We start from the raw sequence: 25,089 nt of genomic DNA, 5'->3' as shown, positions 1-25,089 counted from the left end.
TGATCATGGGCAGCAAAGCCGGTCCAGCGCCAATCCTCTCGATCGAAGACCTGCAGGTGTCGTTGTTCACGCGCCGTGGCGTGTTGCCTGCGGTCGATGGCTTGTCGCTGACGGTCTCGGCCGGCGAGACTCTGGCGATCGTCGGTGAATCCGGCTGTGGCAAGTCGCTGACGGCGCTGGCGATCATGCGGTTGTTGCCGAACCCGCCTGCAAAGATCGTCGGTGGCGCCGTCCGCTTCATGGGGCGTGATCTCGCTGCCTTGTCCGAGCGCGAGATGCAGCGGGTCCGCGGCAAGGACATCTCGATGATCTTCCAGGATCCGATGACATCGCTGAACCCTGTGGTCGCGGTTGGGGATCAGCTGATCGAGGCAATCAGGCGCCACAATGACGTGTCGCGCCACGAGGCGAGAGACCGCGCAATCGAATTGCTGCGCCAGGTGCGTATCCCGGATGCGGAACGCCGCTTCAATGATTATCCGCACCAGATGTCTGGTGGCATGAGCCAGCGTGTCATGATCGCCATGGCGATTGCTTGTGGGCCAAAGCTCCTGATCGCCGACGAACCGACCACGGCGCTCGACGTCACCATCCAGGCGCAGATCATCGAGCTGATGAAGGAGCTGCAGTCCTCATCCGATATGGGCCTTATCATTATCACCCATGATCTCGGCGTGGTTGCCGAAGTCGCCGACCGGGTGGCCGTGATGTATGCCGGCCGCAAAGTCGAGGAAGCGCCGGTGGAGGCTTTGTTCGAGCGGCCGCTGCATCGCTACACGCGGGGGCTGTTGGGGGCGACGCCGTCGGCACAGCGCCGACGTGGCAGTCGTCTCGTCGAAATTACGGGCAACGTGCCGGCGCTGTCCGATTTGCCGCAGGGCTGCGCCTTCCAGAACCGTTGTCCCGATGTACTCGATCGCTGCCGTGCCGAGCGACCACAGCTGGCGCCGTTGCTGCCGCACCGTTCCGCCGCATGTTTTGCTGCCGAGAAGGAGTTATCGCGCGATGCCGCTGCTATCGGTGCTTAGTCTCTGTGTCCAATACCAGAGCGCGCAGGGTGTCGTGCGGGCGGTCGACGATGTGAGTTTCGACCTCGAACCCGGAGAGACCGTAGGTCTGGTCGGGGAATCCGGCTGCGGCAAGTCCACGCTCGGCAAGGCGATCATGCGTCTGGTGCCGACGTCCGACGGACGCGTCTTCCTCGATGGTGACGATGTCACGCGGATGCAGGCCGGCGCGTTGAAGGCCTCGCGGAAGTCGATGCAGATGATCTTCCAGGATCCTTATGGATCGCTCAATCCACGCCACGACGTCGGCACCATCGTCGGGCAACCGCTCAGCGTCGCCGGCTGGTCGCGCCGTGATATCAAGGATCGTGTCATCGAGCTGATGGGACAGGTGGGCCTGCCGGCCGATGCGATGCGGCGCTATCCGCATGAGTTCTCTGGCGGCCAGCGCCAGCGTCTCGGCATTGCGCGTGCACTTGCGCTCAAGCCCAAGGTCATCATCTGCGACGAGCCGGTATCTGCGCTGGACGTTTCGGTGCGCGCGCAGGTCATCAATCTGCTCGAGGACCTGCAGCAGGCAACGGGCGTGTCGTATCTGTTCATCTCGCACGATCTTTCGGTCGTCGAGCATATTTCGGACCGGCTGATCGTGATGTATCTCGGTCGTATCGTCGAAACAGGCCGCAGCGAGGATGTCTGGGATAGACCGGCGCATCCTTATACGGAGGCATTGCTTGCCGCCGCGCCGATCGCCGATCCGCGCACTGCACGGAGCCGCGCCCGGAGCGTGCTGCAGGGTGAGTTGCCAAGCCCGCTCAATCCGCCGCCAGGCTGCAGCTTCAGCACGCGCTGCCCCTACGCTCAGACGCTTTGCCGCGAGGAGCGACCGATGCTGCGCGATGTCTCCGATGGCCGCAAGGTGGCCTGTCACTACGATCTGCTTGAACAACCCGCGGCGCTGCCGCGTGTCGCGCGAGTGGCCAATTGAGTTCTCAGAAGTGGAGTATTGCCAATGCGATGGAATAATCTCGGTGACCTGATCGATCGCAGCGGTGACCTTGATCGGGAGGCGGTCATCGATCTGATCGATCCCGCGCATCCCAGGCGCTACACGCACCGCCAGATCGACGAGATGGCAAACGGGGTCGCCCGGTATCTTGTCGATAGTGGTTACAAGCGCGGCACGCATGTTGCGATTCTGTCGTTTAACCGCGCCGAATACATCATTTGCTATTTCGGCATTATGCGCGCCGGATGCATCGCTGTTCCGGTCAATATCAAGGCTGCGCGCGACACGGTCGATTTTGTAATGGACGATGCGAAGATCGCGTTGGCCTTCGTCGACAATGCCAATCGGCCGATGGTGCGCGGCGGCATTCCCGTCATCAATTTCGATGACAATGGCCCGGAGGGCTTTTCCGCGACGATCAAGCCCGCCTCGTTTACAGCGGTCGAAACCACGCGGGAGGAGGTCGGGCAAATGCTCTACACCTCCGGCTCCACCGGCCGGCCCAAAGGCGTGCCGCTATCGCATTACGGACAACTCTGGGCGATCTCGACACGGACCAGCGGTGCGCTCAATCAGGATGATCGCTACATCATCGCGCAGCCGCTGTTTCACATGAATGGCCTGTTCGCCATCAAGACGATCTTCGCTCAGAATGCGTCTGTGGTGGTGCTGCCGTCGTTCGAGACCCGCAGTTATATTGAGGCCATCGCCAAGTACAAGGTGACCGCCGCCACGGCCGTTCCCACCATGTGGGCCCGTGTCGTCAAGGAAACGGAACTGCTGGCGAAGAATGATATCGCCTCGGTTCGTCGCCTGATGCTTGGGTCGGCGCCGATGACCATGGGTCTGTGGGACAGGATCAAGCAGGCGCTGCCCAACGTCGTAATGACGATGGGCTACGGCACCACGGAAGCGGGGCCGGCTGTGTTCGGCCCGCATCCCGACAAGATCCCGACGCCGCCGTTAGGGTTGGGCTATCCGATCCGCGTGGAGGACGTCCGTCTCGTTAATGGAACCGAGAATGAAGGTGTGCTGTTGATGCGCAATCCGGCGGTGCTGGATCACTATCACAATCTGCCGCAGCAGACCGCCAAGGTGCTGACCGATGGTTGGTATTACAGTGGCGATGTGATGCGCCGCGATGCTAACGGCTTCTATTTCTTCGTGGGCCGTGCGGATGACATGTTCGTCTGCTCCGGCGAAAACATCTATCCGGGCGAAGTCGAAAAGCTGTTGGAGCGTCACCCGCAGGTCCAGCAGGCGGCGGTGGTGCCGTTGCCCGACGAGGAACGGAGCCAGGTGCCGGTTGCGTTTATTGTCACGCGGGAGCAGCCTACGCCGAGCTTCGACGATATCCGTCAGTTCGCCATCGCCAATGGTCCGGCATATCAGCACCCGCGCCGCGTTGAATTCGTCCACGAATTGCCGTGGGCGGGCACCAACAAGATCGATCGCAAGGCGCTGATCGATCGGGCGCGCAGCCTGGAAGCCAGTCACGGCTGGTCCGCATGAGCGGGCTCGCAGGGAAGGTCGCGCTGGTCACTGGTGCCAGTCGGGGGATCGGTCAGGCGATCGCGCTTCGCTTGGCGAAGGACGGCGCAACCGTTGCGGTTCATTACAACGCCTCGGTCGATGCCGCGAATGCGACCGTGGCGGCCATCGCCGCCGTTGGCGGCGACGCCTTTCCGATCAAGGCTGATCTCTCGGAACGCAATGGCGCGGCCGCCTTGGCCGCGGATTTTGGTGCCGAACTGACCGAGCGCCATGGCAGCCCTGCATTCGACATTTTGGTCAACAACGCCGGCGTCGGAAAGCGTGCGACCATCGAGGATATTTCCGAGGACGACTTCGACCTTCTGCTGCAGACCAATCTGAAATCGCCGTTCTTTCTGATCAAGGCGTTGATGTCGCATCTGCGCGATGGTGGCCGTATCATCAATATCTCGTCGATGGGGACGCGTTCGGCCTATCCGACCATGGCCGCCTATGCGCCGGCCAAAGCGGGTCTGGAAGCGCTGAGCCGATTGCTGGCCGTTCAACTCGGTGGTCGACAGATCACCGTGAATTCCGTGATGCCCGGTGCGACCGCGACGGACATGAACATCGTCGCGCGCGATCCGGTGGCGAGCCGCGCAGTGGCTGAGACCATCGCGCTCGGCCGGGTCGGGCAACCCGACGATATCGCAAGGGTCGTCGCCTTTCTCGCGTCGGACGAAGCGGGCTGGGTCACTGGCCAGCAGATCGATGCCAGCGGTGGCCAGCGACTGTAAGAGGCCACGCGTTCAATCAACGAGCCGATATCACGACACGCGGTAGCGAATTCATCTTAGCACTGCGTTAGCAGAGGCGTCGCTTTTGACGCCAGCCTGCTGCTCGAATGCGCAGCGATGATAATTGTTTATGCTCGCGAACTTTCAAATCTCGCAATAGCATTGCGTCACGATGGCAATGAACGGCAGAAATATTCTGCGTACACCCTTCATCGGAGGTCACAATGCTCGACGAGCTCGACCGCAAAATTCTCGCGGCACTCCAGGTAGACAGCAGCCTTTCCATGCAGGACCTGGCTGATCGTGTTGGCCTGAGTTCCACGCCGTGTTGGCGTCGCATCCAGAAGCTCGAAAGCTCTGGCTACATCAAGCGACGCGTTGCACTTCTCGATGCAGACAAGCTGAATTTGGGTGTCAGCGTTTTCATCGCCGTGCGAACGAACCAGCATAACGCGGAGTGGGTTCAGCGTTTCCGGAAAATCGTCGTCAGCTTCCCCGAGGTGGTCGATTTCTATCGCCTGAGCGGCGACGTGGATTATCTGATCCGGGCTGTGGTCTCGGACATCCGGGCCTACGACGATCTTTATCAGCGGCTGATCGCCAAGATTGATCTGCATGATGTGTCGTCAATGTTCACGATGGAGCAGATCAAGTCGACGACCGAATTGCCGCTCGTGAATGCTTTGGTGAAGCAGGGCAGGGGCGATATATCTTCGGCGGCGCATTTCCTGTCACATTGAGATGCCGCGGCTCCGAAGCTGCCGCATGGAGTGTAATCGTTCGTGTGCCGCGGGCAGCACCGTTCCACGATTTTCGGCTAGAGCGGTACGTGCCGGCCGATCGCATCTGCGTCTTCTACGGTTCGACGAGGGTCGGCAGAGGCATTATGTGGGCCAAACAAAAAACCCGCCGGTTAGGGCGGGCTTCGGCGGTCGTCTCGATTTTGGTCCATCATTCAAAGCCACAAGTGTACTGCCCCCGCGAAGGGGGTCTGTTTCAAGCTCGTTTGAGTCCGGTGATACGGCTGCTTATGCCGGATGATTGGAACAGGCAGGGAACAGAGCCCCGGATAGTCCCGTATTGAACCGCGATTGGCGTTCTGTTCTGCCGCGAGATGCCTGATTGTCAGGTGCCTCGGTCGGGAGAACTTATTGATTTAACAGGGAAAAATGGTGCTGCCAGACAGGATTGAACTGTCGACCTCTCCATTACCAATGGAGTGCTCTACCACTGAGCTACGGCAGCATGCTGGGTGCAGGAATCGGCCTCGAGGGCGCCTACCAAGCGGGGCGATCCTTGCCACAAGGTCACGGGCGGCGCAAGCGCGGGTGGCACTTAGAATGCATCATTATAACAGGGGTGTGGTCGGCCTGTTGCGGTTGCAGCCGCCTTGCGCTTCGCCATTGGCGAGTCGATCCGGTTCCCCATGGCCTCGATAACCGTCGGCAGAGCCTTCATTGGCCGGATCATCACCTCGAAGTCGATCATCTCGCCTGACGCGTTGAAGGCGGTTATGTATGGGGTCACAGGATCCAATCGGGCGCATCTGTGCACGCCATTCGATCGACCATAGCTGCCCATGACCGATAAGCCGAGCAAACCCGCCAAGGAAAGTGCAACTGCCCGTCAGGACAGGCTGCGCCAGGCGCTGCGTGAAAATCTCAAGCGCCGGAAGGTGCAAATGCGCGGGCGCGCCAGTCAGGCCGGCGATGTCGTCGCAGTCGAGGCGTCATCGGATGCCGATAAGATACAGGACTTCTGTTCAAGACCCGTCGATCCCGATCGGGATTGATGGCACCTGTCCGCCGCGTGAGCATGCGAGTTTAAATGTCATCAGAATCCCAGGCATCATCCAGCGCCGAGCTGCCGGCCTACGCGCCGCGGGCGGCGCTGCCGCGTCACGATCAGACTTTTCCCGTGCTGACGGCGGCGGAGATCGAGCGGATGCGCCGCTTCGGTGAGATCCGGCACTACAAGGATGGCGATTGCCTGTTCGAGACCGGCAAGCCCGGTCCCGGCATGTTCGTGGTGTTGTCCGGACATGTGACGATCACCCAGCGCGACGGTTTCGGCCGTATCACGCCGGTGGCCGATCAGTGCACCGGACAGTTCGTCGCCGAGATCGCGCAACTGTCGGGCCGCGTCGCGCTGGTTGACGGTCATGCTGAAGGCGATATCGAGACACTGCTGATTCCGCCGGAACGGCTGCGCGCGCTGTTGATCGCGGAAGCGGATCTGGGCGAGCGCATCATGCGTGCGCTGATCCTGCGTCGAGTGAACCTCCTGCAGGGCAGCGCTGGCGGTCCGGCTTTCATCGGCACGGCCAATTCCAGCGATGTCATTCGCCTGCAGGGCTTCCTCTCCCGCAACGGCTATCCGCATCATCTGCTCGACCCCGCAACGGACAAGGACGCCGCCGATCTGATCGCGCGCTATACGCCGTCGCCGGAGGATCTGCCGCTGGTGGTGGTGGCCGACGGCACGGTGCTGCGCAATCCGTCATTCTCCGAACTCGCTCGCGCGATGGGCATGATCAGCCATATCGCCAAGGGCAAGACCTATGACGTCGCCATCGTCGGCAGCGGACCCGCGGGCTTGTCCACCGCGGTGTATGGCGCGTCGGAAGGCCTGTCGATCGCGGTGTGCGATGCCAAATCATTCGGCGGGCAGGCGGGTGCCAGCGCGCGGATCGAGAACTATCTCGGTTTCCCCACCGGCATCTCCGGGATGGCACTCACGGCGCGTGCCTTCAACCAGGCGCAGAAGTTCGGCGCCGATATCATGATCCCGGCGGCCGTGAAGTCGCTGGACTGTTCACGCAAGGACGGACTGTTCGCTCTTGAACTTGACGACGGCGATGTCATGCGTGCCAAGGCCATCGTGGTGGCATCGGGCGCACGCTATCGCAGGCCGGATATCGAGCGGCTCGCCGATTTCGAAGGTCGCGGCGTCTGGTACTGGGCATCTCCGATCGAGGCCCGGCTCTGCAGGGAGCAGGAAATCTACCTGGTCGGCGGTGGCAATTCGGCAGGTCAGGCGGCGGTGTTTCTCGCGAGCCAGGCCAACAAGGTGCATATGGTGATCCGTGGCGGCGGCCTCGGCGCCAGCATGTCGCGCTATCTGATCGAGCGCATCGAGGCGACACCGAATATCGAGCTGGTCTTCAACACCGAAGTCGTGGCGCTGGAGGGGACGCAGGAGGCGGGGCTCGAACGGATCTGTACCCGTAGTCGGCTGTCCGGCGAGGAGTCCTGCGCTGACATCCGTAATCTGTTCCTGTTCGTCGGCGCCGATCCCGCCACCGAGTGGCTGGCGGACTGCGGCGTCACGCTCGATCGTCATGGCTTCATCATCACCGGCATTCCCGCCAATGGCCGCAGCGTGCAGGCGCTGGAGACGTCGGTGTCCGGTGTCTTTGCGGTCGGTGATGTGCGCTCGGGTTCGGTGAAGCGTGTCGGCGGCGCGATCGGCGAGGGCGCCCAGGTGGTGGCGGCGCTGCATGGTTTTCTCGGCGATACGGCCACGCCAACCCTTTGAGCTCATAACGGGAGATCATCATGCCGAAAGGCTGCACGCATATTTCCGGCATTCGCGATGTGACACCCAGCGCACTCGGTTGCGAGGAATGCCTGAAAACGGGCAGTATGTGGGTGCACTTGCGGATCTGCCGGACCTGCGGTCACGTCGGCTGCTGCGACGACTCCCCGAACAAGCACGCGACCAAGCATTTCCACGCCACGAAGCATCCGATCATCGAAGGCTACGATCCGCCCGAAGGCTGGGGCTGGTGCTATGTCGATGAAGTCATGTTCGATTTGTCGGATCGAAAGACTCCGCACAACGGGCCGATTCCGCGCTACTACTGAGACAATCGTCCCGACGCGGGCGACGTTTCAGTGGGGACTTCATGCACATTTTTACGATCGGACGCCGGGCTTTGTTGGGTGTGCTGCTGGCCGTCCTGGCAGCGCCGTTTCTCCCCGTATCCGCTTCAGCGCAAGCTCCGCAAAGCCGCTTCGCCACCATCAACGGCGTCAAGCTGCATTATCTCATTGCGGGCAAGGGCGATCCGATCGTGCTGCTGCATGGCTATGCCGAGACCAGCCATATGTGGCGCCCGCTGATCGCGAAACTTGCGGCCAGTCATACGGTGATCGCGCCAGATCTGCGTGGCTTCGGCGATTCCGACGCGCCGGCCGATGGCTACACCAAGGTGGCGATGGCCCGCGATATCCATGCGTTGGTGGTCGGCCTGAAATATCCCAAGGTGAAAATTGTCGGCCACGACATCGGCCTGATGGTCGCCTATGCCTATGCTGCGCAATATCCGAGCGAAGTCGATCGTATCGCGTTGATGGATGCCTTTTTGCCTGGTGTTGGCGACTGGACGCATGTCTGGCTGTTGCGCGACCTCTGGCACTTCCATTTCTACGGCAAGACCCCGCTCGCGCTGGTCGCGGGGCGCGAGCGCATTTACCTCGAGCACTTCTGGAATGATTTCGCCGCGGACCCGAAGAAGTCGGTACCCGAAAAGGACCGTGTGTTTTACGCCAAGGTCTATGCGAAGCCCGGCCACATGGCAGCCGGTTTCGAGGTCTTCCGCGCTTTTGAGAAAGATGCCGCCGAGTTTGCCGAACTTGCCAAGATCAAACTGCCAATGCCGATGCTGGTTCTCTCCGGTGAGAAGGCCGGTGGGTCTTTCCTGATCGAGCAGGGGCGCCTCGTCGCCAGCAATCTGGACGGCGTTATCGTCAAAGGCTCAGGCCATTGGCTGATGGAAGAAGCCCCCGATCAGGTGATCCCGAAACTGGTTGAGTTTCTCAACAAGTAGGATTTCGCGGCTCTATCGATCGAACGCAAATGTCTTGAACGAAACGGCACCTTGCACGCAAATGTATATGATGAGTGTCAGCCAAAAATCATTGGCAAGTTCCCCTGTCGCACCCTAAGATTTGAGGGGTTCTAAAGCAGGGGTGCATCATGGTTTTGGGAATGAGCTTGGCAACGTTCACGTTGCTTCATGTGGTGGTCAGCCTGATCGGAATTGTTGCTGGCTTGGTCGCAATGGTCGGGCTGCTGAAGTCAAAGCCGCTGCCCGGCTGGACCGGTCTGTTTCTGCTGACGACGATCCTGACCAGCGTGACTGGCTTCTTTTTCCCGGTCGAAAAATTGCTGCCGTCGCATGTCATCGGCATCATTTCGCTGGTGCTGCTGGCGGTCGCCTGTCTGGCGCTGTATGGCCAGAAGCTGGCGGGGCCATGGCGCTGGATTTATGTGCTGACTGCGATGATCTCGCTTTATCTCAATGTGTTCGTGCTGGTGATCCAGAGCTTCCTGAAGGTGCCGCCCCTGCACGCACTGGCGCCGAGCGTGCCGCCGAGTGAGCCGCCTTTTGCGATCGTTCAGGGCATCGTGCTGGTGTTCTTCGTCGTCACGACCTTCCTTGCGATCAGGAAGTTTCGCCCGCTGCCGGGCGGCTTCGCCTGATCGCCGGGCGGCTAATATCACCCGTCAGGTTTTCGCCTTGCGTGCGGGCGGCTCGTCGAGGGCCGCCCGGATATCCGCAAACATGCGCCTGACCAGCACGTCCGGCTTTTCGCGCGCGCCTTGGGTCAGCCAGTTCTCGCTCGCGATCCGGATGGCGCCGGTGGTGATCATTGCCACCAGTCGCGCCCGCGTCTGACCGGTCTTGTCGCTGGCGCGCGCTGCAAGCGCCCCCGCCATCGCGCGTTCCATCTTCTCGTATTTGAGCTGCTCGCGCGCCTGCAGTGCTGGCGTTTCGCGCTTCAACCGGGCAATGGCGATGGCATCCTCGGGGTTAAGGTGCCGGGTCATGGTCAGGATCGCATTTTCTGCTGCGGTGATCATCGATTCGTCGGCAGGGCGTTCGGCGATGGCAGCGGTCAGGGCATCGGCGCTGCGATCCTGCCACGCCACCACGACATCTTCCTTGGACGCGAAATAATGGAAGAAGCTGCGGCGCGAGATCTCGGCGGCGGCCGCGATATCGTCCAGCGTGGTGGCCTCGTAGCCTTTGGCCAGAAACAGCTTCATCGCCGCTTCCGTCAGCCGCTGCAGGGTCTGCTCACGCTTGCGCTCGCGCAGCCCGGAGGCCGGCGCAATGTCGGCCGCTGACGTTTTCAATTTTGATTTCAGAGGCTTGGTGGTGCTCATCGGCCCTAAGATAAGGCTAGCCTGCACCTATTGCAAATTTGCACTGAGTGCACATTTAGCCTTGCGCAGGCGTTCGTGCCGCTGATCGGATGTGGGGAGACAGAGATGAGCGATTGGACCACTAGGGACATTCCGCCCATGACCGGCAAACTGGCCGTGGTGACCGGGGCGACAGGCGGACTCGGCTTCGAGACGGCAATGGCGCTTGCGGGAGCCGGCGCCGAAGTGGTGCTGACCGGCCGTAGCGACACCAAGGGGAGCGCTGCGATCGAGCGCATCTGCGAGCGACATCCCGACGCGATCATCAGCTATGAGCACCTCGATCTCGCCAGCCTGGACTCGGTCGCTACTTTCGCACGCCGTTTCGATGCGATGTACGCGTCGCTTGATCTGCTGATTAATAATGCCGGCGTGATGGCGCTGCCGACGCGCCAGACCACCGCCGACGGCTTCGAGATGCAGCTCGGTACCAATTATCTCGGTCACTATGCGCTCACGGCGCGTCTGCTCCCGGTGCTTCGCCGCAACAAGGCGCCGCGTGTGGTCAATCTCAGCAGTCTTGCGCATCGTTCAGGCCTCATCGATTTCGACGATCTTCAGGGCGCGACATTCTACAAGCCGTGGAAAGCCTATCAGCAGTCGAAGCTCGCGATGCTGATCTTCGCGATCGAGTTGCAGCGGCGCAGCGATGCCGCGGGCTGGGGTCTGATGAGCAATGCCGCGCATCCCGGTTTCGCGCTCACCGATCTCATTCCGAACGGTCCCGGCAGCGGTGGCTTGATGGGGCTCGGAAGCTGGTTGCTGCGTCCGCTGAGCCATTCAGCCGCCGCCGGTGCCTTGCCGACATTGTTTGCAGCCACCTCACCCGATGCGAAGCCAGCTGGCTATTACGGCCCGAACGGCGTCTACGAAATGAAGGGGCCGCCGGCTCCCGCGAAGATCATGCTGCGAGCTCAGGATGCCGCCGTCGGCGCGCGGCTGTGGGAGGTCTCAGCTGCGCTCACCGGCATGTCGTTTGATCAGGTCGCAATTGCCGCCTGATTGCGTCGCGCGATCGACTGTCAGTCATCCAAAGGAAGTCTCATGAAAGTCATTCTGTTCGGTGCGACCGGCATGGTCGGGCAAGGCGCGCTGCGCGAATGCCTGCTCGATCCAGATGTCGAAGCCGTGCTCGTGGTCGGCCGCAGTCCTACCGGGCAATGCGATACCAAGTTGCGTGAGATCACGCATACGGATTTTTTCGATCTGTCGGCCATCGCGCCCGACTTGACGGGCTATGGCGCCTGCCTGTTCTGCCTTGGCGTCTCGTCGCTGGGCATGAGCGAGCCGGACTATCGTCGGATCACCTACGACATCACCCTCGCGGTGGCGAACACGCTGGCGCGGCTCAATCCCGCGATGACCTTTGTTTACGTCACCGGCCAGAGCACCGACAGCACCGAGCAGGGCAGCGTGATGTGGGCGCGGGTCAAGGGCAAGACCGAGAACGATTTGCTCAAGCTGCCGTTCAAGGCCGCCTATATGTTCCGCCCCGGGGGCATCCAACCGCTGCATGGTGTTCGTTCGAAGACTGCGTGGGTTCAGGCGATCTACACCGCGACCGCGCCCCTCTGGGCGCTGCTGGTCCGGATCGCGCCAAAATACGTCACCACGACAGAGAAAGTCGGCCGCGCCATGATCCGGGTGGTTCGTAACGGTTACTCCAAGCCAATCCTGGAAACCCCGGATATCAATCAGGTCGGAGCGTAAACGGGCCGATTCGGCCCTTTCTTAGATTTGCCGCCGGCCTCATCGAAAAACCGCAAATTTCGACGCTTTTGCTTTAAAGAGGCCATCCGCCCTATAGTCGGGGCACAGCAATCAGCGGGAATCGGTATGGATCGCATTCGCATCGTCGGCGGCAGCAAACTCAATGGCACGATCCCGATTTCGGGCGCCAAAAACGCGGCGCTGCCATTGATGATCGCCGGTCTGCTGACCGACGAGACGCTGATTCTCGACAACGTGCCACGTTTGGCCGACGTCGCGCAGTTGCAGCGCATTCTCGGCAATCACGGCGTGGACATCATGTCGGCCGGCAAGCGCCCGGGCGACCATGAATATCAGGGCCAGACCCTGCATATCTCCGCCGCCAATATCATCGATACGACAGCGCCCTACGAGCTGGTGTCGAAGATGCGCGCCTCCTTCTGGGTGATCGCGCCGCTGCTGGCGCGCATGCACGAAGCCAAGGTGTCTCTGCCCGGCGGCTGCGCCATCGGCACCCGTCCAGTGGATCTGCTGATCATGGCGCTGGAGAAGCTCGGCGCCGAGCTGACTATCGACGGCGGCTACGTGATCGCCAAAGCCCCCGGCGGCCTGAAAGGCGCCGAGATCGACTTCGCCAAGGTCACCGTGTCCGGCACCCATGTGGCGCTGATGGCTGCGACGCTGGCCAAGGGCACGACCATTATCAACAACGCGGCGTGTGAGCCGGAAATCGTCGACGTCGCCGACTGCCTGAACAAGATGGGCGCGCGCATCTCCGGCGCCGGCACCACGACGATCACGATCGAGGGCGTGGCCAAGCTGAATGGCACGCGCCACACCGTGCTGCCGGATCGCATCGAGACTGGTACCTATGCCATGGCCGTGGCCATGACCGGCGGCGATGTGCAACTTTCAGGCGCACGGCCTGAATTGCTACAGTCGGCGCTCGACGTACTGGTCGAGGCCGGCGCGACGGTGACGCCGAACAACGACGGCATCCGCATCTCGCGCAACGGCGCGGGCATCAAGCCGGTGAACGTGTCGACGGCGCCATTCCCCGGCTTTCCGACCGATCTGCAGGCGCAACTCATGGCGCTGATGACGACAGCCACGGGCTCCTCGCATATCACCGAGACAATTTTCGAGAACCGCTTCATGCATGTGCAGGAGCTGGCACGTTTCGGCGCGCGAATTCACCTCGACGGTGAAACCGCGACCATCGACGGTACGGCCAAGCTGCGCGGCGCGCCCGTGATGGCGACCGATCTGCGCGCCTCGGTCTCTCTGGTGATCGCCGGCCTCGTTGCGGAAGGCGAGACCATGGTCAACCGCATCTATCATCTCGATCGCGGCTTCGAGCGGCTCGAGGAAAAGCTGTCCGCCTGCGGCGCTACCATCGAGCGCATCAGCGGATAGGATTCTCTCAAAGGGGTCGTCGTGACGGGTCAACGCAAGCTGATTGCACTGGATGCCGACGACCTCGCGGTGATTTCCGCGCATGTTCAGGATGCGGCTGTCAATGTCGGCGACATTATCTGGCGGCAGAGCGAGAAGCGGCTCGTGGTCGGCATGAGCCGGCTCGACTGGGATCAGACGATTTCAGGGGAAGTCACGCCGCGCCGGCTGGTCTCGGCGCTGCGCTTCGACCGCGTGCTGGCCTGCAAGTCCCGCGATATCGATCTCGGCGCGCCCGACATCGCGCTGGAACTGTTCGGCATCGAATTCCATGCCGCCGAGCCTCCTGGCGGTAGCGTCGTCCTGATCTTCGCCGCTGGGGGCGCACTCCGGCTGGATGTCGAGTGTCTCGAGGTCGAACTGGCCGATCTCGGCCCGGACGATCTGACCAGCGATGCCGGCACCGAGGCCTCCGGTCTGGACGCCTGATCCGCTATTCATCCTTTCCATGGCAGCACAGGGTTGACGGCCCTGTGCCGCCGCGCCATTGAGCAGGGGGCCTTGGCCGGCAAGGCCCCGCCGGAACACCAGAATGCCAATTCGTATCGATACCGCCAGCGCCGATTTCACCCAGCGCTTCAATGCCTTCCTGACCATGAAGCGTGAAGTTGCGGCCGATATCGAAGCCGCCACCCGCGCCATTGTCGACGATGTCGCCGCTCGCGGCGACGCAGCGCTGCTGGAGGCCACCCGCAAGTTCGACCGGCTGGACCTCAAGGCCTCCGGCCTGCGCGTGACCGCGGCCGAAGTCGATGCCGCCGTGGCTGCCTGCGACGCAGAGACCGTCGAGGCCCTGACATTCGCCCGCGATCGCATCGAGCTGTTCCACAAGCGCCAGCTGCCCAAGGACGACCGCTTCACCGATGCGCTGGGCGTCGAGCTTGGCTGGCGCTGGAGCGCCATTGAAGCTGTCGGTCTCTATGTGCCCGGCGGCACCGCCGCCTATCCATCGTCGGTGCTGATGAATGCCGTGCCGGCCAGGGTCGCCGGCGTCGAGCGCGTGGTAATGGTGGTGCCGTCGCCGGACGGCAAGCTCAATCCGCTGGTGCTCGCGGCGGCGAAGCTCGGCGGCGTGTCCGAGATCTATCGGGTCGGTGGCGCGCAGGCCGTGGCCGCGCTCGCTTACGGTACCGACACCATTGCGCCAGTGGCCAAGATCGTCGGTCCCGGCAATGCCTATGTGGCCGCTGCCAAGCGCCAAGTGTTCGGCAAGGTCGGCATCGACATGATTGCCGGCCCCTCAGAAGTGCTGGTCATTGCCGACGATACCGCCAATGCCGACTGGATCGCCGCCGATCTGCTGGCGCAGGCTGAGCACGACGTCAATGCGCAGTCGATCCTGATCACAGACAGCGAGCGCCTTGCGGACGATGTTATCCTTGCCGTCGAGGCCCAGCTCACCACACTGCCGCGCGCCGAGATCGCGCGTGCGTCGTGGGAGAGTTTCGGCGCGGTCATTCTGGTCGATAAGCTCGATGACGCCGCGCCGCTCGCCAATGCCATTGCCGCCGAGCATCTCGAAATCATGACGGCCGATCCTGAGGCGTTCTCGCTCAAGATACGCAATGCCGGCGCCATCTTCCTCGGTGGTCATACGCCGGAAGCGATCGGCGACTATGTCGGCGGCTCGAACCACGTGCTGCCGACGGCGCGCTCGGCGCGGTTCTCCTCGGGCCTCGGCGTACTTGACTTCATGAAGCGAACATCGATCCTGAAGTGCGGGCCGGATCAGCTGCGGGCGCTGGGACCGGCTGCGATGACGCTGGGCAAGGCCGAAGGCCTCGATGCCCACGCACGTTCGGTCGGATTGCGCCTCAATTTGCGATGAGTAATGCCCCTCCACCAGAGGATGACAGCAACAACCGCATCGTCGCGGTGACGCTCGATGAGGAATCGATCGGCCGTTCCGGGCCGGATATCGAGCATGAGCGCGCGATCGCGATCTACGACCTGATCGAGCAGAATCTGTTCGCGCCGGAAGGCGCACACGTCGGCCCGTTTACGCTGCATATCGGCATCACCGGCAGCCGGCTGATGTTCGACATCCGCCGCGAGGACGGCACGCCTGTCGTCGCGCACCTTCTGTCGCTGGGGCCGTTCCGCCGCATTGTGAAGGACTACTTCATGATCTGCGACAGCTACTATCAGGCGATTCGCACCGCTACGCCCGACAAGATCGAGGCCATCGACATGGGCCGCCGCGGCATCCATGACGAAGGCTCGCGGACGCTGCAGGAACGATTGGCCGGCAAGGTGCGCGTCGATTTCGAAACGTCGCGGCGGCTTTTTACGTTGATCTCTGTCCTTCACTGGAAAGGCTAGTCGCTGATGGCCGCGCCGCCACGCGCGCGTACGCCGCAGGCGGTGTTGTTTGCCTGTGGCCAGAATAGCGTGCGCTCGCCGATGGCCGCCAGCCTGTTGCAGCAGATGTTTCCGCAGGCGCTCTATGTGAAATCCGCCGGGGTGAAGAAGGGCGAGCTCGATCCTTTCGCGGTGGCCGTGATGGCCGAACTCGGCCAGGACATCTCCAGACACAAGCCCATGACCTTCGAGGAACTCGAGGACTGGGAAGGGCTCAATTTCGATCTCATCATTACGTTGTCGCCGGAGGCGCATCACAAGGCGCTGGATCTGACACGCACCGATGCCGCCGAGGTCGAATACTGGCCGACGGTGGATCCCACAGGAACCGAAGGTAACCGCGACCAGAAACTGGCGGCCTATCGCGAGGTCTGCGATGGGCTGCTGCTGCGGATTCGCAAACGTTTCGCCAAAGGCGGCGCTGCCAGCGGTTAAATAACCGCACCGCGGTTGTCGAAGCAGAGCCCTTCCGATAGGTTCCGGCCGCATTTCCAGGATCATCGCCCCGCATGCTCGGCCGCCCCAAATTCGTTCTCGCCTCCGGTTCGCCCCGCCGCCTCAGCCTGCTCAATCAGGCCGGGATCGAGCCCGATGCGCTGCGTCCTGCCGATGTCGACGAGACCCCGAAGCGGGGCGAGTTGCCGCGCGCCTGCGCCAATCGTCTGGCCCGAGCCAAGGCGGAAGCCGCGCTCAAGTCAGTTCAGCTCGACGACGAACTCCGCGGCGCGTTCATTCTTGCAGCCGATACCGTGGTGGCCGTCGGTCGTCGCATCCTGCCCAAGGCGGAACTGGTCGATGAGGCTTCGCAGTGCCTGCGGTTGCTGTCGGGCCGCAACCACCGTGTCTATACGGCGGTCTGCATCGTCACCCCCAAGGAAAGCTTTCGGCAGCGGCTGATCGAGACCAAGGTGCGCTTCAAGCGCCTTAACGAAGAAGACATCTCGACCTATATCGGCTCTGGCGAATGGCGCGGCAAAGCCGGTGGCTATGCCGTGCAGGGCATTGCCGGTTCCTTCGTGGTCAAGATGGTCGGCTCCTACACCAATATTGTCGGCCTGCCGCTCTACGAGACCGTCACACTCCTCGGCGGCGAGGGCTTCCCGATCCGTTTCGGATGGTTGAATGCAAGCTAAGGCGTCCAAATCTGGCGAAAAGCCGTGCCCGATCTGCGGCAAGCCCGCGGTGGAGGCCTCCAAGCCGTTCTGCTCCGAGCGTTGCCGCGACGTCGATCTCAATCGCTGGCTGTCGGGTTCCTATGCGATTCCCGGCAAACCGACGGATGACGAGGACGCCGAATAGGCTTGACGGGCATTCGCGCTGTCCAAGCCGGTCCGAAGCGGTCATTTCCCATTGTTTTGACGGGAAAATCTTCGTTCACAGAAATGCCATCGGGCGGGTGGACAGGGCCGATTTGCCTGACTATAAACCGGCGCTCCCTGGACCTGATCCGGGGCGGCGCCCAGGTAGCTCAGTTGGTAGAGCATGCGACTGAAAATCGCAGTGTCGGTGGTTCGATCCCGCCCCTGGGCACCAAAGGTCCCGGGCCAGCCGATGGTGCTGGCAAAGCCAGCGAGCACTGTAATTCCCGTAATCGCACGGCACGCTTGCCGAGTTTGACCGTCTAGGCCCTCTCCCGTCGGGCGGCGAGCGCTTGACCGTTCTCGCTCAGGTCGTCCATTTCGGATATTTGAGAAAAGCGAGTAGTGGGACGTCCGCTCCCCGCGGTAGAACGTCTCGCTGTTGTGCTGGGAAATTCCTCATGCGGAAGACTATCGCGCTCCATCGACGAAGTGTTCTTGCGTTTGCTGCGATCTTGGCCCTGCCGCGTCTGGCGGTCGCGCAGGTGGCGCCCGAGCGGCGGCGCGTCTCATTCCTACTGAGCACCGCCTATGACGAGCCTATGACCGTTGCACGCCTGGCAGCGATGAAGGCCCGACTTGGCGAGCTTGGATGGGTCGATGGGCGTGTGATCGAGTATGAAGCGCTGTCGTGTCTGAACGATCCGGTCCAACGCAAGGCGATGGCCAAGCAGATCGTGGCACGGACGCCGGATCTCATCATCACGGGTGGCGTGCTCGACGCCCAAGCCATTCTGAGTGAGACCCAGACCATTCCGCTCGTCTTCTCGACGGCCGCGGATCCGGTTAGCAGCGGATTTGTGCAGAGTCTGGTGCGCCCGGGGGGAAATGCCACGGGCTTCACGACCAGCCATCCGTCGATGGGGAGCAAATGGCTGGAGATCCTTTTGGAGCTTGCGCCTCGCGTCAAGCGCGTCGGTGTGATCTTCAATCCGCTCTCCGCGCCGCGCAATGGCGACTACTATCTCGATCCATTGAGGGAGATGGCATCATCTTTCGGCGTTGACATCATCCCGCTTCCGATTTCGGATCCGGACAACATATCGGCGCAGATTGCCCGGCTCGGCGGTGTACCGGCCGGCGGGCTTGTCGTGACGCCGGATGCGTTCACCGTCCTCAACCGCAAGGCGATCGTATCCGCTGTCGCGGCAAATGCGGTCCCGGCGGTCTATTCCTATCACTTCTTTATGACCGAAGGTGGCCTGGTCTCCTACGGGTTCAAGTATGAATCGGCGGCGTCGGAGCGCTCGGAGCTGGTGGAGGCGATGGTCGAATATATCGACCTGATCTTGCGCGGCGCCAAGCCCGCGGAGCTGCCGGTGCGATCGCCGCGCACCTATCAGCTGATCATCAATCTCAAGACTGCGAAGTCACTGAACCTGACGGTGCCGCCGGTGCTGCTGGCCCGCGCCGACAAGATCATAGAATGAGTGTGATCGGCGCCGATCGCGATGCACGACCGCCGGTGCGCGGCGGTCTGTTCCGCAAGTACCTCGTGTCCTTTCTGGTGGTCGTTTCGGCGGCGCTGATCGCCAATAATGTGATCGACGCGATATTCTCCTATCGCGAGCAGCAGCGCCTGCTGATCGCTGTGCAGCGCGAGCAGGCCAGCGCCGCGGCGGACAAGATCGATCAGTTCCTCAAGGAGATCGAGCGGCAGCTCGTCTGGTTATCCCAGCTCTCGCTGCAGATGCTTCCGCCGGAGGAAATGCGCATAACCGGCATTCGCCTGCTGCGCCTGACGCCGGCGATCTCCGAAATCGCCCAACTCGATCCGCAAGGTCGCGAGCAATTGCGCGTGTCGCGCTATGTGCGTGACATGGTCCGCAGCAATACGGACCTTTCGCAGTCTCCCGCATTCGTCGATGCGAAGGCACGCGGCATCTATTACGGGCCGATCTTCTTCTTCCGCGAGACCGAGCCGTATATCACGGTTGCCGTGAGCGGCGCGGATGGCGGCGTGATCATCGCCGATGTCAATCTGCGCTTCATGTGGGATCTCGTCTCGCAGATCAAGGTCGGCAATGAGGGCAATGCCTTCGTCGTCGATACGAGGGGGCGTCTGATTGCCCATCCCGATCTCCGCCTCGTGCTCAAGAACACCGACCTGTCGGGGCTTTCGCAGGTTGCGTCCGCGCTCGCGGGAAGCGCAGGCAGCGATGCGGATTCCGTCGTCACCGATCTGGCGGGAAAACGCGTTCTTTCGGTTCACACATCCATCGCGCCGGTCGGCTGGAAGGTGTTCGTTGAACTGCCAACTCACGAAGCCTATGCGTCGCTCTACGCGTCGATGCTCAATTCGGCGCTGCTGCTGCTTGTCTCGCTGTTCTGTGCGTTTATCGCGGCGCTGTTGCTCAGCCGTCGTATGGCCGATCCGATCCGTGCGTTGACGGAAGGTGCAGAACGCATCGGAAGCGGCGATCTCGATCAGAAACTCGTCATTCGGACGGGCGACGAACTGCAGACTTTGGGTGAGCAGTTCAACCGGATGGCAGAGCGCCTGCGGGAGTCATATCTGACCCTTGAAGGACGGGTTGTGGCGCGGACGACCGAGCTCGCGCAGGCGCGCGATCAAGCGATCGAGGAACGGGCAGAAGCGCATCACGCGCGACAGGCGGCCGAACTGGCCAATGAAACCAAGTCGCGCTTCCTCGCGGTCGTCAGTCATGAACTGCGGACTCCACTCAACGGCGTGATAGGCGTGCTGCAATTGCTCGATAATAGCCGCCTGGACGAGCGTCAGATCCGCTTGCTCACGGCCGCCAAGGTCTCGGGCGATACCCTGCTCGCACTGATCGAATCGATTCTCGACTATGCCCGCCTCGAAGCAGGCGCCGACAAGCTCGAATTCCGCAGTTTTCGCCTGGATCAACTGATCGAAGCAGATCTGGATCTGTTGAGGGAGGAGGCGGAGGCGAAGGGATTGACGTTGAGCCTGTCGATGCGAGGCGATGTGGCCGCGGATGTCGCCGGCGACCCGATCAAGCTGAATCGATTGGTGCTCAATTTACTCGGCAACGCTGTCAAATTCACCGCGCGAGGTAGCGTCCAGGTCGATCTCGCATTCGATACACTGGATGCTCCCGGCATGCTCCATCTGTCGGTTACGGATACGGGTATCGGAATCGCGCCGGATATTCAGGAGCGCATCTTCGAAGACTTCGTGCAGGCTGACAGCGATATCGAGCGTCGGTTCGGCGGGACGGGGCTTGGCCTCGCCATTTCCCGCCGGTTGGCGCGGCTGATGGCCGGCAATCTCTCGGTCCGCAGCGAACTCGGCAAGGGAAGCACGTTTACTCTGTCCATTCCCCTCGATCGGGCGCAACTGGTGCCGGCCGTTGTCGAGACGAGACCTCCGGCGACGAAGCTGTCCGTGCTGCTCGTCGATGACGATCCGGTCAATCGCGACGTGGGGCATGCCCTCCTTGTTCGTCTCGGTCACGAGCCAGTCGTAGCATCGAGTGGGGCCATGGCTCTGGAGCTCGTTCGCTCAGGTGCCTTCGACGTCGTACTCATGGATGTGCATATGCCGGAGATGGACGGCATTGCCACGGCCAGGCTCATTCGGAAACTGCAGCTTGATCGATCGCCACGGATTATCGCACTGACAGCCGACTTGTCGGATCGCACACAGGGACGGCTCACTGCCAATGGCATCCGCGCGCGCGTCGGCAAGCCGATCACGCTACAGGCGCTGCAATCAGCCTTGCAGGCGGGTGTCGACGATCTGCCAGGCGCCCCGGTTGGTGCGTCCGAGCTAACCGCTGGTTCTCTCATCGATGACGATTTCTTTAACGATCAGGAAGAACTGCTAGGGGTGCCCCGGTTGCGTGGTCTGCGCACCATCTTCCTTGACACCTGCCTTCCGCTGACGCGGAGCATGGTGGAAGCGGCCAGCATGGGGGATCGGCATCACATGCAACGCCTGGCGCATCGGATCGGCAGTGCGGCCAGTGCGCTCGGTCTCGAACGTCTGTTCTTCCAATGCAACGGGATCGAGGCTGATGCGGCGCGATTGCCGGCAGATGCGCTTGAAGCTGTTGCCGTCCAGCTGGAGGCAACCTGCCGTGAATCTATCGCTGCGCTCAATGAACGGTTGCGAGAGTCCGAACAGGCCTAGCGCTTTGATTCGAGCATGAGTTTGTAACCTATGCCCGTCACGGTCGTGATCAGGGGCTGGTTGCTGCCGCTGGCGAGTTTGCGTCGGAGTCTGGCAACGAGGGCGTCGACGGTACGTATATCGACATCGGTCTGCCGATTGCTGACGACTTCGATCAGATACTCCCGGCTGAGCGGCCTGCCATCGGCACCGACCAGCGCTGCGAGCAGATCGAATTCGGCGCGCGTGAGATGCACCAGCTCGCCGCCGAGCGTGGCCAGTTCGCGTCGCACGAGATCGATGATCCAGCGCCCGAATACGATCGTGGTGCCGGCGATTGCGGCGTCACGCTCGATCGCGCGTCGCCTGAGGACCGAGCGCGCGCGCGCGAGCAGGTCGCGCAGGTTGATCGGTTTTGTCACGTAGTGATCGCCGGCCACCTCGAGGCCAAGGATCCGATCAACTTCGGTATCGCGGCGCGTGACGAATATGATGCCGGCCTGGCTTACGCTCTGAATTTCTCTCGCGAGTTCGAACCCATCGCCGTCCGGAAGCTGAACGTCGATGAAGACGAGCTCAGCGCCGTTCTTCCTGATCTTCTGACGGCACTCAGCGCAATTTGCCGCTTCGGCGACGTCAAAGTTGTGATCGGTGAAGTAACCGGCCAGCATGGCCCGCGTCACGGGGTCGTCCTCGACGATCAGGAGCCGGTCGCGGCGCTGCGAATCTCGGTTAAATGAAGGGGCCGGCGCCGACATCTTGTACTCCTGCCGTATCAATGGAATGGCATCTGACCGAAAGCAAGTGATCTGTCCGTTGTTGCCATTTCTGGAGTCTAGTAGCGGATCGAGCCGCCGGCGAACACCATCCAGCCGTCGAGGCTGGAAGCGCCGGCGCGTCGTTCGCTCAGCTCCACGAAGCCGGACAGCGACGGGGCGTCGGGTGCCTGCGGCGCGAGCTGGAAGCGCATACCGCCGCCATAGTTGTTCGCGCGGATGACCGGGATTTCCAATACGGTCGGCATTTCATAGCGGCGCTCGCCGGTGGCTGCGAAGACGTAAGGCACGATTGCATGCGGTTCGGCGATGAACGGGAGCTGGGTGCTCCAGCCGAACTCTCCGCGTCCCACCCAGCCGGTATCGCCGGCGAGCGTGCCGGCGGCGAAGCCGGACAGCATATTGGCGCCAATGATCGGAAGCTGCTCGGACGTGAGCATCGGGCGACCGAACGATGTCTGACCTGCAAGTCCTGCCGAAAGAAACAGATTCTCGGGAAGCGTTTGCATGACGTCGACGCGACCGTCGAGCTTGCTGAATTCCGCGTCCGCGCCTTGCCGCGAGAGCGTGAGCAACGGCGTCGCATCGGCTACGGAGCGGGCTCCCAGCGCATTGATGCCGTGAGAATAGGTCGCCGTGTAGCTGAGGGTGGTTCCGCTTTCGCGGAATCGCAGGATGCCGTCGAGGCCGACACGTGGCACGCGTGTACGGTCAAGCGATAGCGGCGTGGCCGGCGTCGTGATCAGCGTGCTGACCTGTTCTTCCGTGAGATCGAATCGCGCATTGAAGCTCAGCTCGGTATCGCGGCGTTTGACAACATCGTAGGCGAGCTTCGCGCGCCCTTGCCGGAAAACACCCTGTGAAGCGAATATCGCATCGACCCGCGGGGTCGTGCGACCATCGGTGACGCCGAGTTCGAACCGCCAGCCGTCGATGCCGAGTGGAACGGCGAGGTTTGCACCGAGATAGCGACGCGTCGGATAGGGCGTCACGAAATCATTGTCGGGCAGGCCAGCGATGGAGACCGAGAGCTGTTCGCCAAATCCCGCCAGGTTGTTGAGCGAGAAGTATGTTGCCGCCTGCCATTCGCCAAAGGATTTGGGCATGCCGTTGTCGAGATAGAGGCTCGCCGAAACGGGCCTGTACCGGCCGCTGAGCACCAGGACAGAGCCGCCGACGGCCGAGCCGGCAGCAAAAGTGGCATTGAGAACGAGACCCGGTGTATCGCCCGCAATCAGCAATTGCCGTTCGAGTTCGTTCTGCGTGAGGCGTCGCTTGTTGAGTAATGGCGCCAGCACGGCTGCAACACGAGCAGCTGATGTTCCGGACAGGGTGCTAGTATCGAATTTCTCGACATAGCCGTCAATGACGCGCAGCTTTACACGTGCGCGCCGATCAAGTTCCTGGGGCAGGATGACGATACGCACGAGCGGGTAGCCTGCGCGCACATAGGCTTGCTGCAACTTGTCGGCAAGGCCGAACAGATCTGCGACCGTAACGGACTTTCCCAGCAGCGCGGCCGCGGCTTCTTTCTTCGCGATGGCGATCTCGTCAAATTCGCCTTCGATGTCGATTCCGGTCAAGATAAACGTCAGTTTTTTAGCGGCATCCGGCACAGTTGAGCCAGCAGCGATTTGCGGCAAGGTGATACGCGTCGATGCGGGCGGCGTGGCAATCGTGGGCGGTTGTACGAGGCTCGGTGCGGGCGCGGGGGATTGAGCGAGCACGGCACTGCACGACGATCCCAAGGCGATTGCGATCAATGCCAAGGATTTCTTTATCGAACGAATAGACATCAAGACAGCCCCAGAACTTCCCACGTGCAGTGCGCATGCGTCCGTCGGTCATGCGCAACCCGACGGCCGGCACCGTCAGGCAGCAGCGACGCGGCGCATATATGCATGGATAGTTTGAGCGCGCATCAACCATAACGGTCGTTGATGGTCGATGTGAACCAGCGTTCACACGGTGTTCGAAACTGATTGCATCCAGCCCCTAATAAGACGCTGGTATCATAGGCATCGGCCGCGTGAGCGCAGCCCGGAGCGGTTTTGCGCTCAACCGATGCAATTGATCGCTAGGAGTTGAGCAGGTGAGAGATCGTTTCGGCACTTCCATTCGTCGTGATTCCACATCGCATGCGCTCAAGCGCGTGATGGCACGGCTGATCCTCGTCGCGGCGATTGTCGCGGGCGTGGCCGATGCTTTTCCGGCCCGGGCGCAGCAGGAAGCGCCGAAGTATGAGGTCACAGGATTCCGCGACGCCCGTTTCGGCATGATTGAGGCGGAGGTGCGGGCCATCGTGACGAAGGCATTCAATGTCAAGCCGGCCGATATCACGAGCGGCGTGAACAGCGTCGAAGGCACGAATGTCATTACCGTCAATCTACCGTCGCTCGATCCTGGTCCGGGCGCCGCGCGGGTCGCCTACATCTTCGGCAACAAGTCGAAGAAACTGATTCAGGTGAATGTCATCTGGGGCGAGGTGGCGTCTACACCGGCGATCGATCCCAATGCGATGATCACAGCGGGATCGCGGATCGAGCGATACTTCGCGGGATTCGGCTGGAAGAAGGACACCCTGCGCTCGGGCATCCCTGTCGGCGAAAACACCATCGTGCTGTTTGCCGGCGAGGACGAGAAGAAGGGAGCGGTCCGGCTGATCGCGGATGGCGTCAAGTATCAGATGCAGCGCGAGGGAAACCAGACCACATCGCCGGATCCGAAGGGGCCGCCGAAGCTGATCATCAACTACATCGCTGAACGCGACGACCCCGACATTGCGCGGATCGAGCGCGGCAAATTCTAGAGCGGACCGACAAGATAATTTC

The 25,089-nt window shown here is 61.8% G+C and carries 26 protein-coding genes and 2 tRNA genes; 23 read left to right on the top strand and 5 right to left on the bottom strand.

Translation table 11 applies throughout. The features are described from left to right. Nucleotides 1-5 precede the first annotated feature (5 nt). The 5 genes from HP556_RS06135 (at nucleotide 6) to HP556_RS06115 (ending at nucleotide 5,026) form a co-directional block, all read left to right on the top strand. Nucleotides 6-1,028: an ABC transporter ATP-binding protein gene (locus tag HP556_RS06135; RefSeq protein ID WP_420878648.1), complete on the top strand. Its 1,023-nt coding sequence runs from the start codon at nucleotides 6-8 to the stop codon at nucleotides 1,026-1,028. Then, nucleotides 1,006-1,995, top strand: a complete 990-nt coding sequence (locus HP556_RS06130; protein ID WP_175366294.1) for an ABC transporter ATP-binding protein — start codon at nucleotides 1,006-1,008, stop codon at nucleotides 1,993-1,995. The genes HP556_RS06135 and HP556_RS06130 overlap by 23 nt, the downstream gene beginning before the upstream one ends. A 24-nt stretch (nucleotides 1,996-2,019) precedes the next feature. Next, the gene (locus tag HP556_RS06125) at nucleotides 2,020-3,528 is read left to right on the top strand and encodes a class I adenylate-forming enzyme family protein (protein ID WP_175366293.1); all 1,509 of its coding nucleotides are present in this window, start codon (nucleotides 2,020-2,022) and stop codon (nucleotides 3,526-3,528) included. Continuing rightward, nucleotides 3,525-4,286 carry an SDR family NAD(P)-dependent oxidoreductase gene (locus HP556_RS06120; RefSeq protein WP_175366292.1) on the top strand — a complete coding sequence of 254 codons (762 nt, stop codon included), beginning with the start codon at nucleotides 3,525-3,527 and terminating at the stop codon, nucleotides 4,284-4,286. Before HP556_RS06125 ends, HP556_RS06120 begins: the two co-directional genes overlap by 4 nt. A 224-nt stretch (nucleotides 4,287-4,510) precedes the next feature. Continuing rightward, nucleotides 4,511-5,026, top strand: a complete 516-nt coding sequence (locus HP556_RS06115; protein ID WP_175366291.1) for an Lrp/AsnC family transcriptional regulator — start codon at nucleotides 4,511-4,513, stop codon at nucleotides 5,024-5,026. A 430-nt stretch (nucleotides 5,027-5,456) separates the two neighbouring features. Here the strand turns inward: HP556_RS06115 and HP556_RS06110 are convergent. Continuing rightward, nucleotides 5,457-5,531, bottom strand: a tRNA-Thr gene (locus tag HP556_RS06110). A 334-nt stretch (nucleotides 5,532-5,865) separates the two neighbouring features. Here HP556_RS06110 and HP556_RS06105 point away from each other — a divergent pair. The 5 genes from HP556_RS06105 (at nucleotide 5,866) to HP556_RS06085 (ending at nucleotide 9,773) form a co-directional block, all read left to right on the top strand. Further along, nucleotides 5,866-6,078 carry a hypothetical protein gene (locus tag HP556_RS06105; protein WP_175366290.1) on the top strand — a complete coding sequence of 71 codons (213 nt, stop codon included), beginning with the start codon at nucleotides 5,866-5,868 and terminating at the stop codon, nucleotides 6,076-6,078. A 35-nt stretch (nucleotides 6,079-6,113) separates the two neighbouring features. Beyond that, nucleotides 6,114-7,823 (top strand): FAD-dependent oxidoreductase, encoded by a 1,710-nt coding sequence (locus tag HP556_RS06100; protein ID WP_175366289.1) that lies wholly within the window; start codon nucleotides 6,114-6,116, stop codon nucleotides 7,821-7,823. Between the two features lie 20 nt (nucleotides 7,824-7,843). Then, nucleotides 7,844-8,152 (top strand): UBP-type zinc finger domain-containing protein, encoded by a 309-nt coding sequence (locus HP556_RS06095; RefSeq protein ID WP_092145281.1) that lies wholly within the window; start codon nucleotides 7,844-7,846, stop codon nucleotides 8,150-8,152. A gap of 41 nt (nucleotides 8,153-8,193) precedes the next feature. Further along, nucleotides 8,194-9,117 carry an alpha/beta fold hydrolase gene (locus tag HP556_RS06090; protein ID WP_175366288.1) on the top strand — a complete coding sequence of 308 codons (924 nt, stop codon included), beginning with the start codon at nucleotides 8,194-8,196 and terminating at the stop codon, nucleotides 9,115-9,117. A 149-nt stretch (nucleotides 9,118-9,266) separates the two neighbouring features. Beyond that, complete coding sequence (locus HP556_RS06085) at nucleotides 9,267-9,773, top strand: hypothetical protein (RefSeq protein WP_175366287.1); 507 nt, start codon at nucleotides 9,267-9,269, stop codon at nucleotides 9,771-9,773. A 24-nt stretch (nucleotides 9,774-9,797) separates the two neighbouring features. Here the strand turns inward: HP556_RS06085 and HP556_RS06080 are convergent, their stop codons facing one another. Next, the gene (locus HP556_RS06080; protein WP_338117537.1) at nucleotides 9,798-10,430 is read right to left on the bottom strand and encodes a TetR/AcrR family transcriptional regulator; all 633 of its coding nucleotides are present in this window, start codon (nucleotides 10,428-10,430) and stop codon (nucleotides 9,798-9,800) included. 135 nt (nucleotides 10,431-10,565) lie between these two features. On the opposite strand from HP556_RS06080, the gene HP556_RS06075 reads away from it, so the two are divergent. From HP556_RS06075 to HP556_RS06020, 12 genes are all read left to right on the top strand, one after another. Further along, nucleotides 10,566-11,501 (top strand): SDR family oxidoreductase, encoded by a 936-nt coding sequence (locus HP556_RS06075; protein WP_175366285.1) that lies wholly within the window; start codon nucleotides 10,566-10,568, stop codon nucleotides 11,499-11,501. Nucleotides 11,502-11,543: 42 nt separating this feature from the next. Then, entirely contained in the window at nucleotides 11,544-12,209 is a 666-nt protein-coding gene (locus tag HP556_RS06070; protein ID WP_175366284.1) for a Rossmann-fold NAD(P)-binding domain-containing protein, read from the top strand. 126 nt (nucleotides 12,210-12,335) lie between these two features. Next, nucleotides 12,336-13,625, top strand: a complete 1,290-nt coding sequence (murA, locus tag HP556_RS06065) for a UDP-N-acetylglucosamine 1-carboxyvinyltransferase (RefSeq protein ID WP_093756957.1) — start codon at nucleotides 12,336-12,338, stop codon at nucleotides 13,623-13,625. A 21-nt stretch (nucleotides 13,626-13,646) separates the two neighbouring features. Further along, nucleotides 13,647-14,093: a DUF2948 family protein gene (locus HP556_RS06060; RefSeq protein ID WP_175366283.1), complete on the top strand. Its 447-nt coding sequence runs from the start codon at nucleotides 13,647-13,649 to the stop codon at nucleotides 14,091-14,093. A 103-nt stretch (nucleotides 14,094-14,196) separates the two neighbouring features. Continuing rightward, nucleotides 14,197-15,492 carry a histidinol dehydrogenase gene (gene hisD / locus HP556_RS06055; RefSeq protein WP_175366282.1) on the top strand — a complete coding sequence of 432 codons (1,296 nt, stop codon included), beginning with the start codon at nucleotides 14,197-14,199 and terminating at the stop codon, nucleotides 15,490-15,492. Next, nucleotides 15,489-15,986, top strand: coding sequence for a UPF0262 family protein (locus HP556_RS06050; RefSeq protein WP_089266102.1), 498 nt, complete (start codon nucleotides 15,489-15,491; stop codon nucleotides 15,984-15,986). Before hisD ends, HP556_RS06050 begins: the two co-directional genes overlap by 4 nt. 6 nt (nucleotides 15,987-15,992) lie before the next feature. Then, the gene (locus HP556_RS06045; RefSeq protein WP_068734774.1) at nucleotides 15,993-16,460 is read left to right on the top strand and encodes an arsenate-mycothiol transferase ArsC; all 468 of its coding nucleotides are present in this window, start codon (nucleotides 15,993-15,995) and stop codon (nucleotides 16,458-16,460) included. A 74-nt stretch (nucleotides 16,461-16,534) separates the two neighbouring features. Continuing rightward, the gene (locus HP556_RS06040) at nucleotides 16,535-17,158 is read left to right on the top strand and encodes a Maf-like protein (RefSeq protein ID WP_175366281.1); all 624 of its coding nucleotides are present in this window, start codon (nucleotides 16,535-16,537) and stop codon (nucleotides 17,156-17,158) included. Continuing rightward, entirely contained in the window at nucleotides 17,148-17,324 is a 177-nt protein-coding gene (yacG, locus tag HP556_RS06035; protein ID WP_175366280.1) for a DNA gyrase inhibitor YacG, read from the top strand. The genes HP556_RS06040 and yacG overlap by 11 nt, the downstream gene beginning before the upstream one ends. Before the next feature lie 158 nt (nucleotides 17,325-17,482). After that, nucleotides 17,483-17,558, top strand: a tRNA-Phe gene (locus tag HP556_RS06030). Between the two features lie 226 nt (nucleotides 17,559-17,784). After that, nucleotides 17,785-18,813 (top strand): ABC transporter substrate-binding protein, encoded by a 1,029-nt coding sequence (locus HP556_RS06025; RefSeq protein WP_210269097.1) that lies wholly within the window; start codon nucleotides 17,785-17,787, stop codon nucleotides 18,811-18,813. After that, entirely contained in the window at nucleotides 18,810-21,503 is a 2,694-nt protein-coding gene (locus HP556_RS06020; RefSeq protein ID WP_175366278.1) for a hybrid sensor histidine kinase/response regulator, read from the top strand. The genes HP556_RS06025 and HP556_RS06020 overlap by 4 nt, the downstream gene beginning before the upstream one ends. Here the strand turns inward: HP556_RS06020 and HP556_RS06015 are convergent. The 3 genes from HP556_RS06015 to HP556_RS06005 all read right to left on the bottom strand — a co-directional run bounded on the left by HP556_RS06015 (nucleotide 21,500) and on the right by HP556_RS06005 (nucleotide 24,106). Continuing rightward, complete coding sequence (locus HP556_RS06015) at nucleotides 21,500-22,240, bottom strand: response regulator transcription factor (protein WP_175366277.1); 741 nt, start codon at nucleotides 22,238-22,240, stop codon at nucleotides 21,500-21,502. The genes HP556_RS06020 and HP556_RS06015 overlap by 4 nt on opposite strands. A 77-nt stretch (nucleotides 22,241-22,317) precedes the next feature. After that, nucleotides 22,318-23,841: a ShlB/FhaC/HecB family hemolysin secretion/activation protein gene (locus HP556_RS06010; RefSeq protein ID WP_175366276.1), complete on the bottom strand. Its 1,524-nt coding sequence runs from the start codon at nucleotides 23,839-23,841 to the stop codon at nucleotides 22,318-22,320. Nucleotides 23,842-23,857: 16 nt separating this feature from the next. Further along, on the bottom strand, nucleotides 23,858-24,106 hold the full coding sequence (locus HP556_RS06005) for a hypothetical protein (protein ID WP_175366275.1): 249 nt from the start codon (nucleotides 24,104-24,106) through the stop codon (nucleotides 23,858-23,860). 244 nt (nucleotides 24,107-24,350) lie between these two features. Here HP556_RS06005 and HP556_RS06000 point away from each other — a divergent pair, with 244 nt between their 5' ends. Next, the gene (locus tag HP556_RS06000; RefSeq protein WP_175366274.1) at nucleotides 24,351-25,067 is read left to right on the top strand and encodes a hypothetical protein; all 717 of its coding nucleotides are present in this window, start codon (nucleotides 24,351-24,353) and stop codon (nucleotides 25,065-25,067) included. The last annotated feature ends 22 nt before the right edge of the window (nucleotides 25,068-25,089 follow it).

The organism is Tardiphaga robiniae (genome assembly GCF_013359755.1).
Classification (GTDB): Bacteria; Pseudomonadota; Alphaproteobacteria; order Rhizobiales; family Xanthobacteraceae; genus Tardiphaga; species Tardiphaga robiniae.
Note: the sequence above shows the minus strand (reverse complement) of the source record. Positions and strands in the feature narration are given on the sequence as shown.

What these genes read in the sequence shown, in the direction of transcription:
- HP556_RS06135 (WP_420878648.1), top strand. Translation starts at nt 6, where the DNA reads ATGGGCAGCAAAGCCGGTCCAGCGCCAATCCTCTCGATCGAAGACCTG.
- HP556_RS06130 (WP_175366294.1), top strand. Translation starts at nt 1,006, where the DNA reads ATGCCGCTGCTATCGGTGCTTAGTCTCTGTGTCCAATACCAGAGCGCG.
- HP556_RS06125 (WP_175366293.1), top strand. Translation starts at nt 2,020, where the DNA reads ATGCGATGGAATAATCTCGGTGACCTGATCGATCGCAGCGGTGACCTT.
- HP556_RS06120 (WP_175366292.1), top strand. Translation starts at nt 3,525, where the DNA reads ATGAGCGGGCTCGCAGGGAAGGTCGCGCTGGTCACTGGTGCCAGTCGG.
- HP556_RS06115 (WP_175366291.1), top strand. Translation starts at nt 4,511, where the DNA reads ATGCTCGACGAGCTCGACCGCAAAATTCTCGCGGCACTCCAGGTAGAC.
- HP556_RS06105 (WP_175366290.1), top strand. Translation starts at nt 5,866, where the DNA reads ATGACCGATAAGCCGAGCAAACCCGCCAAGGAAAGTGCAACTGCCCGT.
- HP556_RS06100 (WP_175366289.1), top strand. Translation starts at nt 6,114, where the DNA reads ATGTCATCAGAATCCCAGGCATCATCCAGCGCCGAGCTGCCGGCCTAC.
- HP556_RS06095 (WP_092145281.1), top strand. Translation starts at nt 7,844, where the DNA reads ATGCCGAAAGGCTGCACGCATATTTCCGGCATTCGCGATGTGACACCC.
- HP556_RS06090 (WP_175366288.1), top strand. Translation starts at nt 8,194, where the DNA reads ATGCACATTTTTACGATCGGACGCCGGGCTTTGTTGGGTGTGCTGCTG.
- HP556_RS06085 (WP_175366287.1), top strand. Translation starts at nt 9,267, where the DNA reads ATGGTTTTGGGAATGAGCTTGGCAACGTTCACGTTGCTTCATGTGGTG.
- HP556_RS06075 (WP_175366285.1), top strand. Translation starts at nt 10,566, where the DNA reads ATGAGCGATTGGACCACTAGGGACATTCCGCCCATGACCGGCAAACTG.
- HP556_RS06070 (WP_175366284.1), top strand. Translation starts at nt 11,544, where the DNA reads ATGAAAGTCATTCTGTTCGGTGCGACCGGCATGGTCGGGCAAGGCGCG.
- murA (WP_093756957.1), top strand. Translation starts at nt 12,336, where the DNA reads ATGGATCGCATTCGCATCGTCGGCGGCAGCAAACTCAATGGCACGATC.
- hisD (WP_175366282.1), top strand. Translation starts at nt 14,197, where the DNA reads ATGCCAATTCGTATCGATACCGCCAGCGCCGATTTCACCCAGCGCTTC.
- HP556_RS06050 (WP_089266102.1), top strand. Translation starts at nt 15,489, where the DNA reads ATGAGTAATGCCCCTCCACCAGAGGATGACAGCAACAACCGCATCGTC.
- HP556_RS06045 (WP_068734774.1), top strand. Translation starts at nt 15,993, where the DNA reads ATGGCCGCGCCGCCACGCGCGCGTACGCCGCAGGCGGTGTTGTTTGCC.
- HP556_RS06040 (WP_175366281.1), top strand. Translation starts at nt 16,535, where the DNA reads ATGCTCGGCCGCCCCAAATTCGTTCTCGCCTCCGGTTCGCCCCGCCGC.
- yacG (WP_175366280.1), top strand. Translation starts at nt 17,148, where the DNA reads ATGCAAGCTAAGGCGTCCAAATCTGGCGAAAAGCCGTGCCCGATCTGC.
- HP556_RS06025 (WP_210269097.1), top strand. Translation starts at nt 17,785, where the DNA reads ATGCGGAAGACTATCGCGCTCCATCGACGAAGTGTTCTTGCGTTTGCT.
- HP556_RS06020 (WP_175366278.1), top strand. Translation starts at nt 18,810, where the DNA reads ATGAGTGTGATCGGCGCCGATCGCGATGCACGACCGCCGGTGCGCGGC.
- HP556_RS06015 (WP_175366277.1), bottom strand. Translation starts at nt 22,240, where the DNA reads ATGTCGGCGCCGGCCCCTTCATTTAACCGAGATTCGCAGCGCCGCGAC.
- HP556_RS06005 (WP_175366275.1), bottom strand. Translation starts at nt 24,106, where the DNA reads ATGACCGACGGACGCATGCGCACTGCACGTGGGAAGTTCTGGGGCTGT.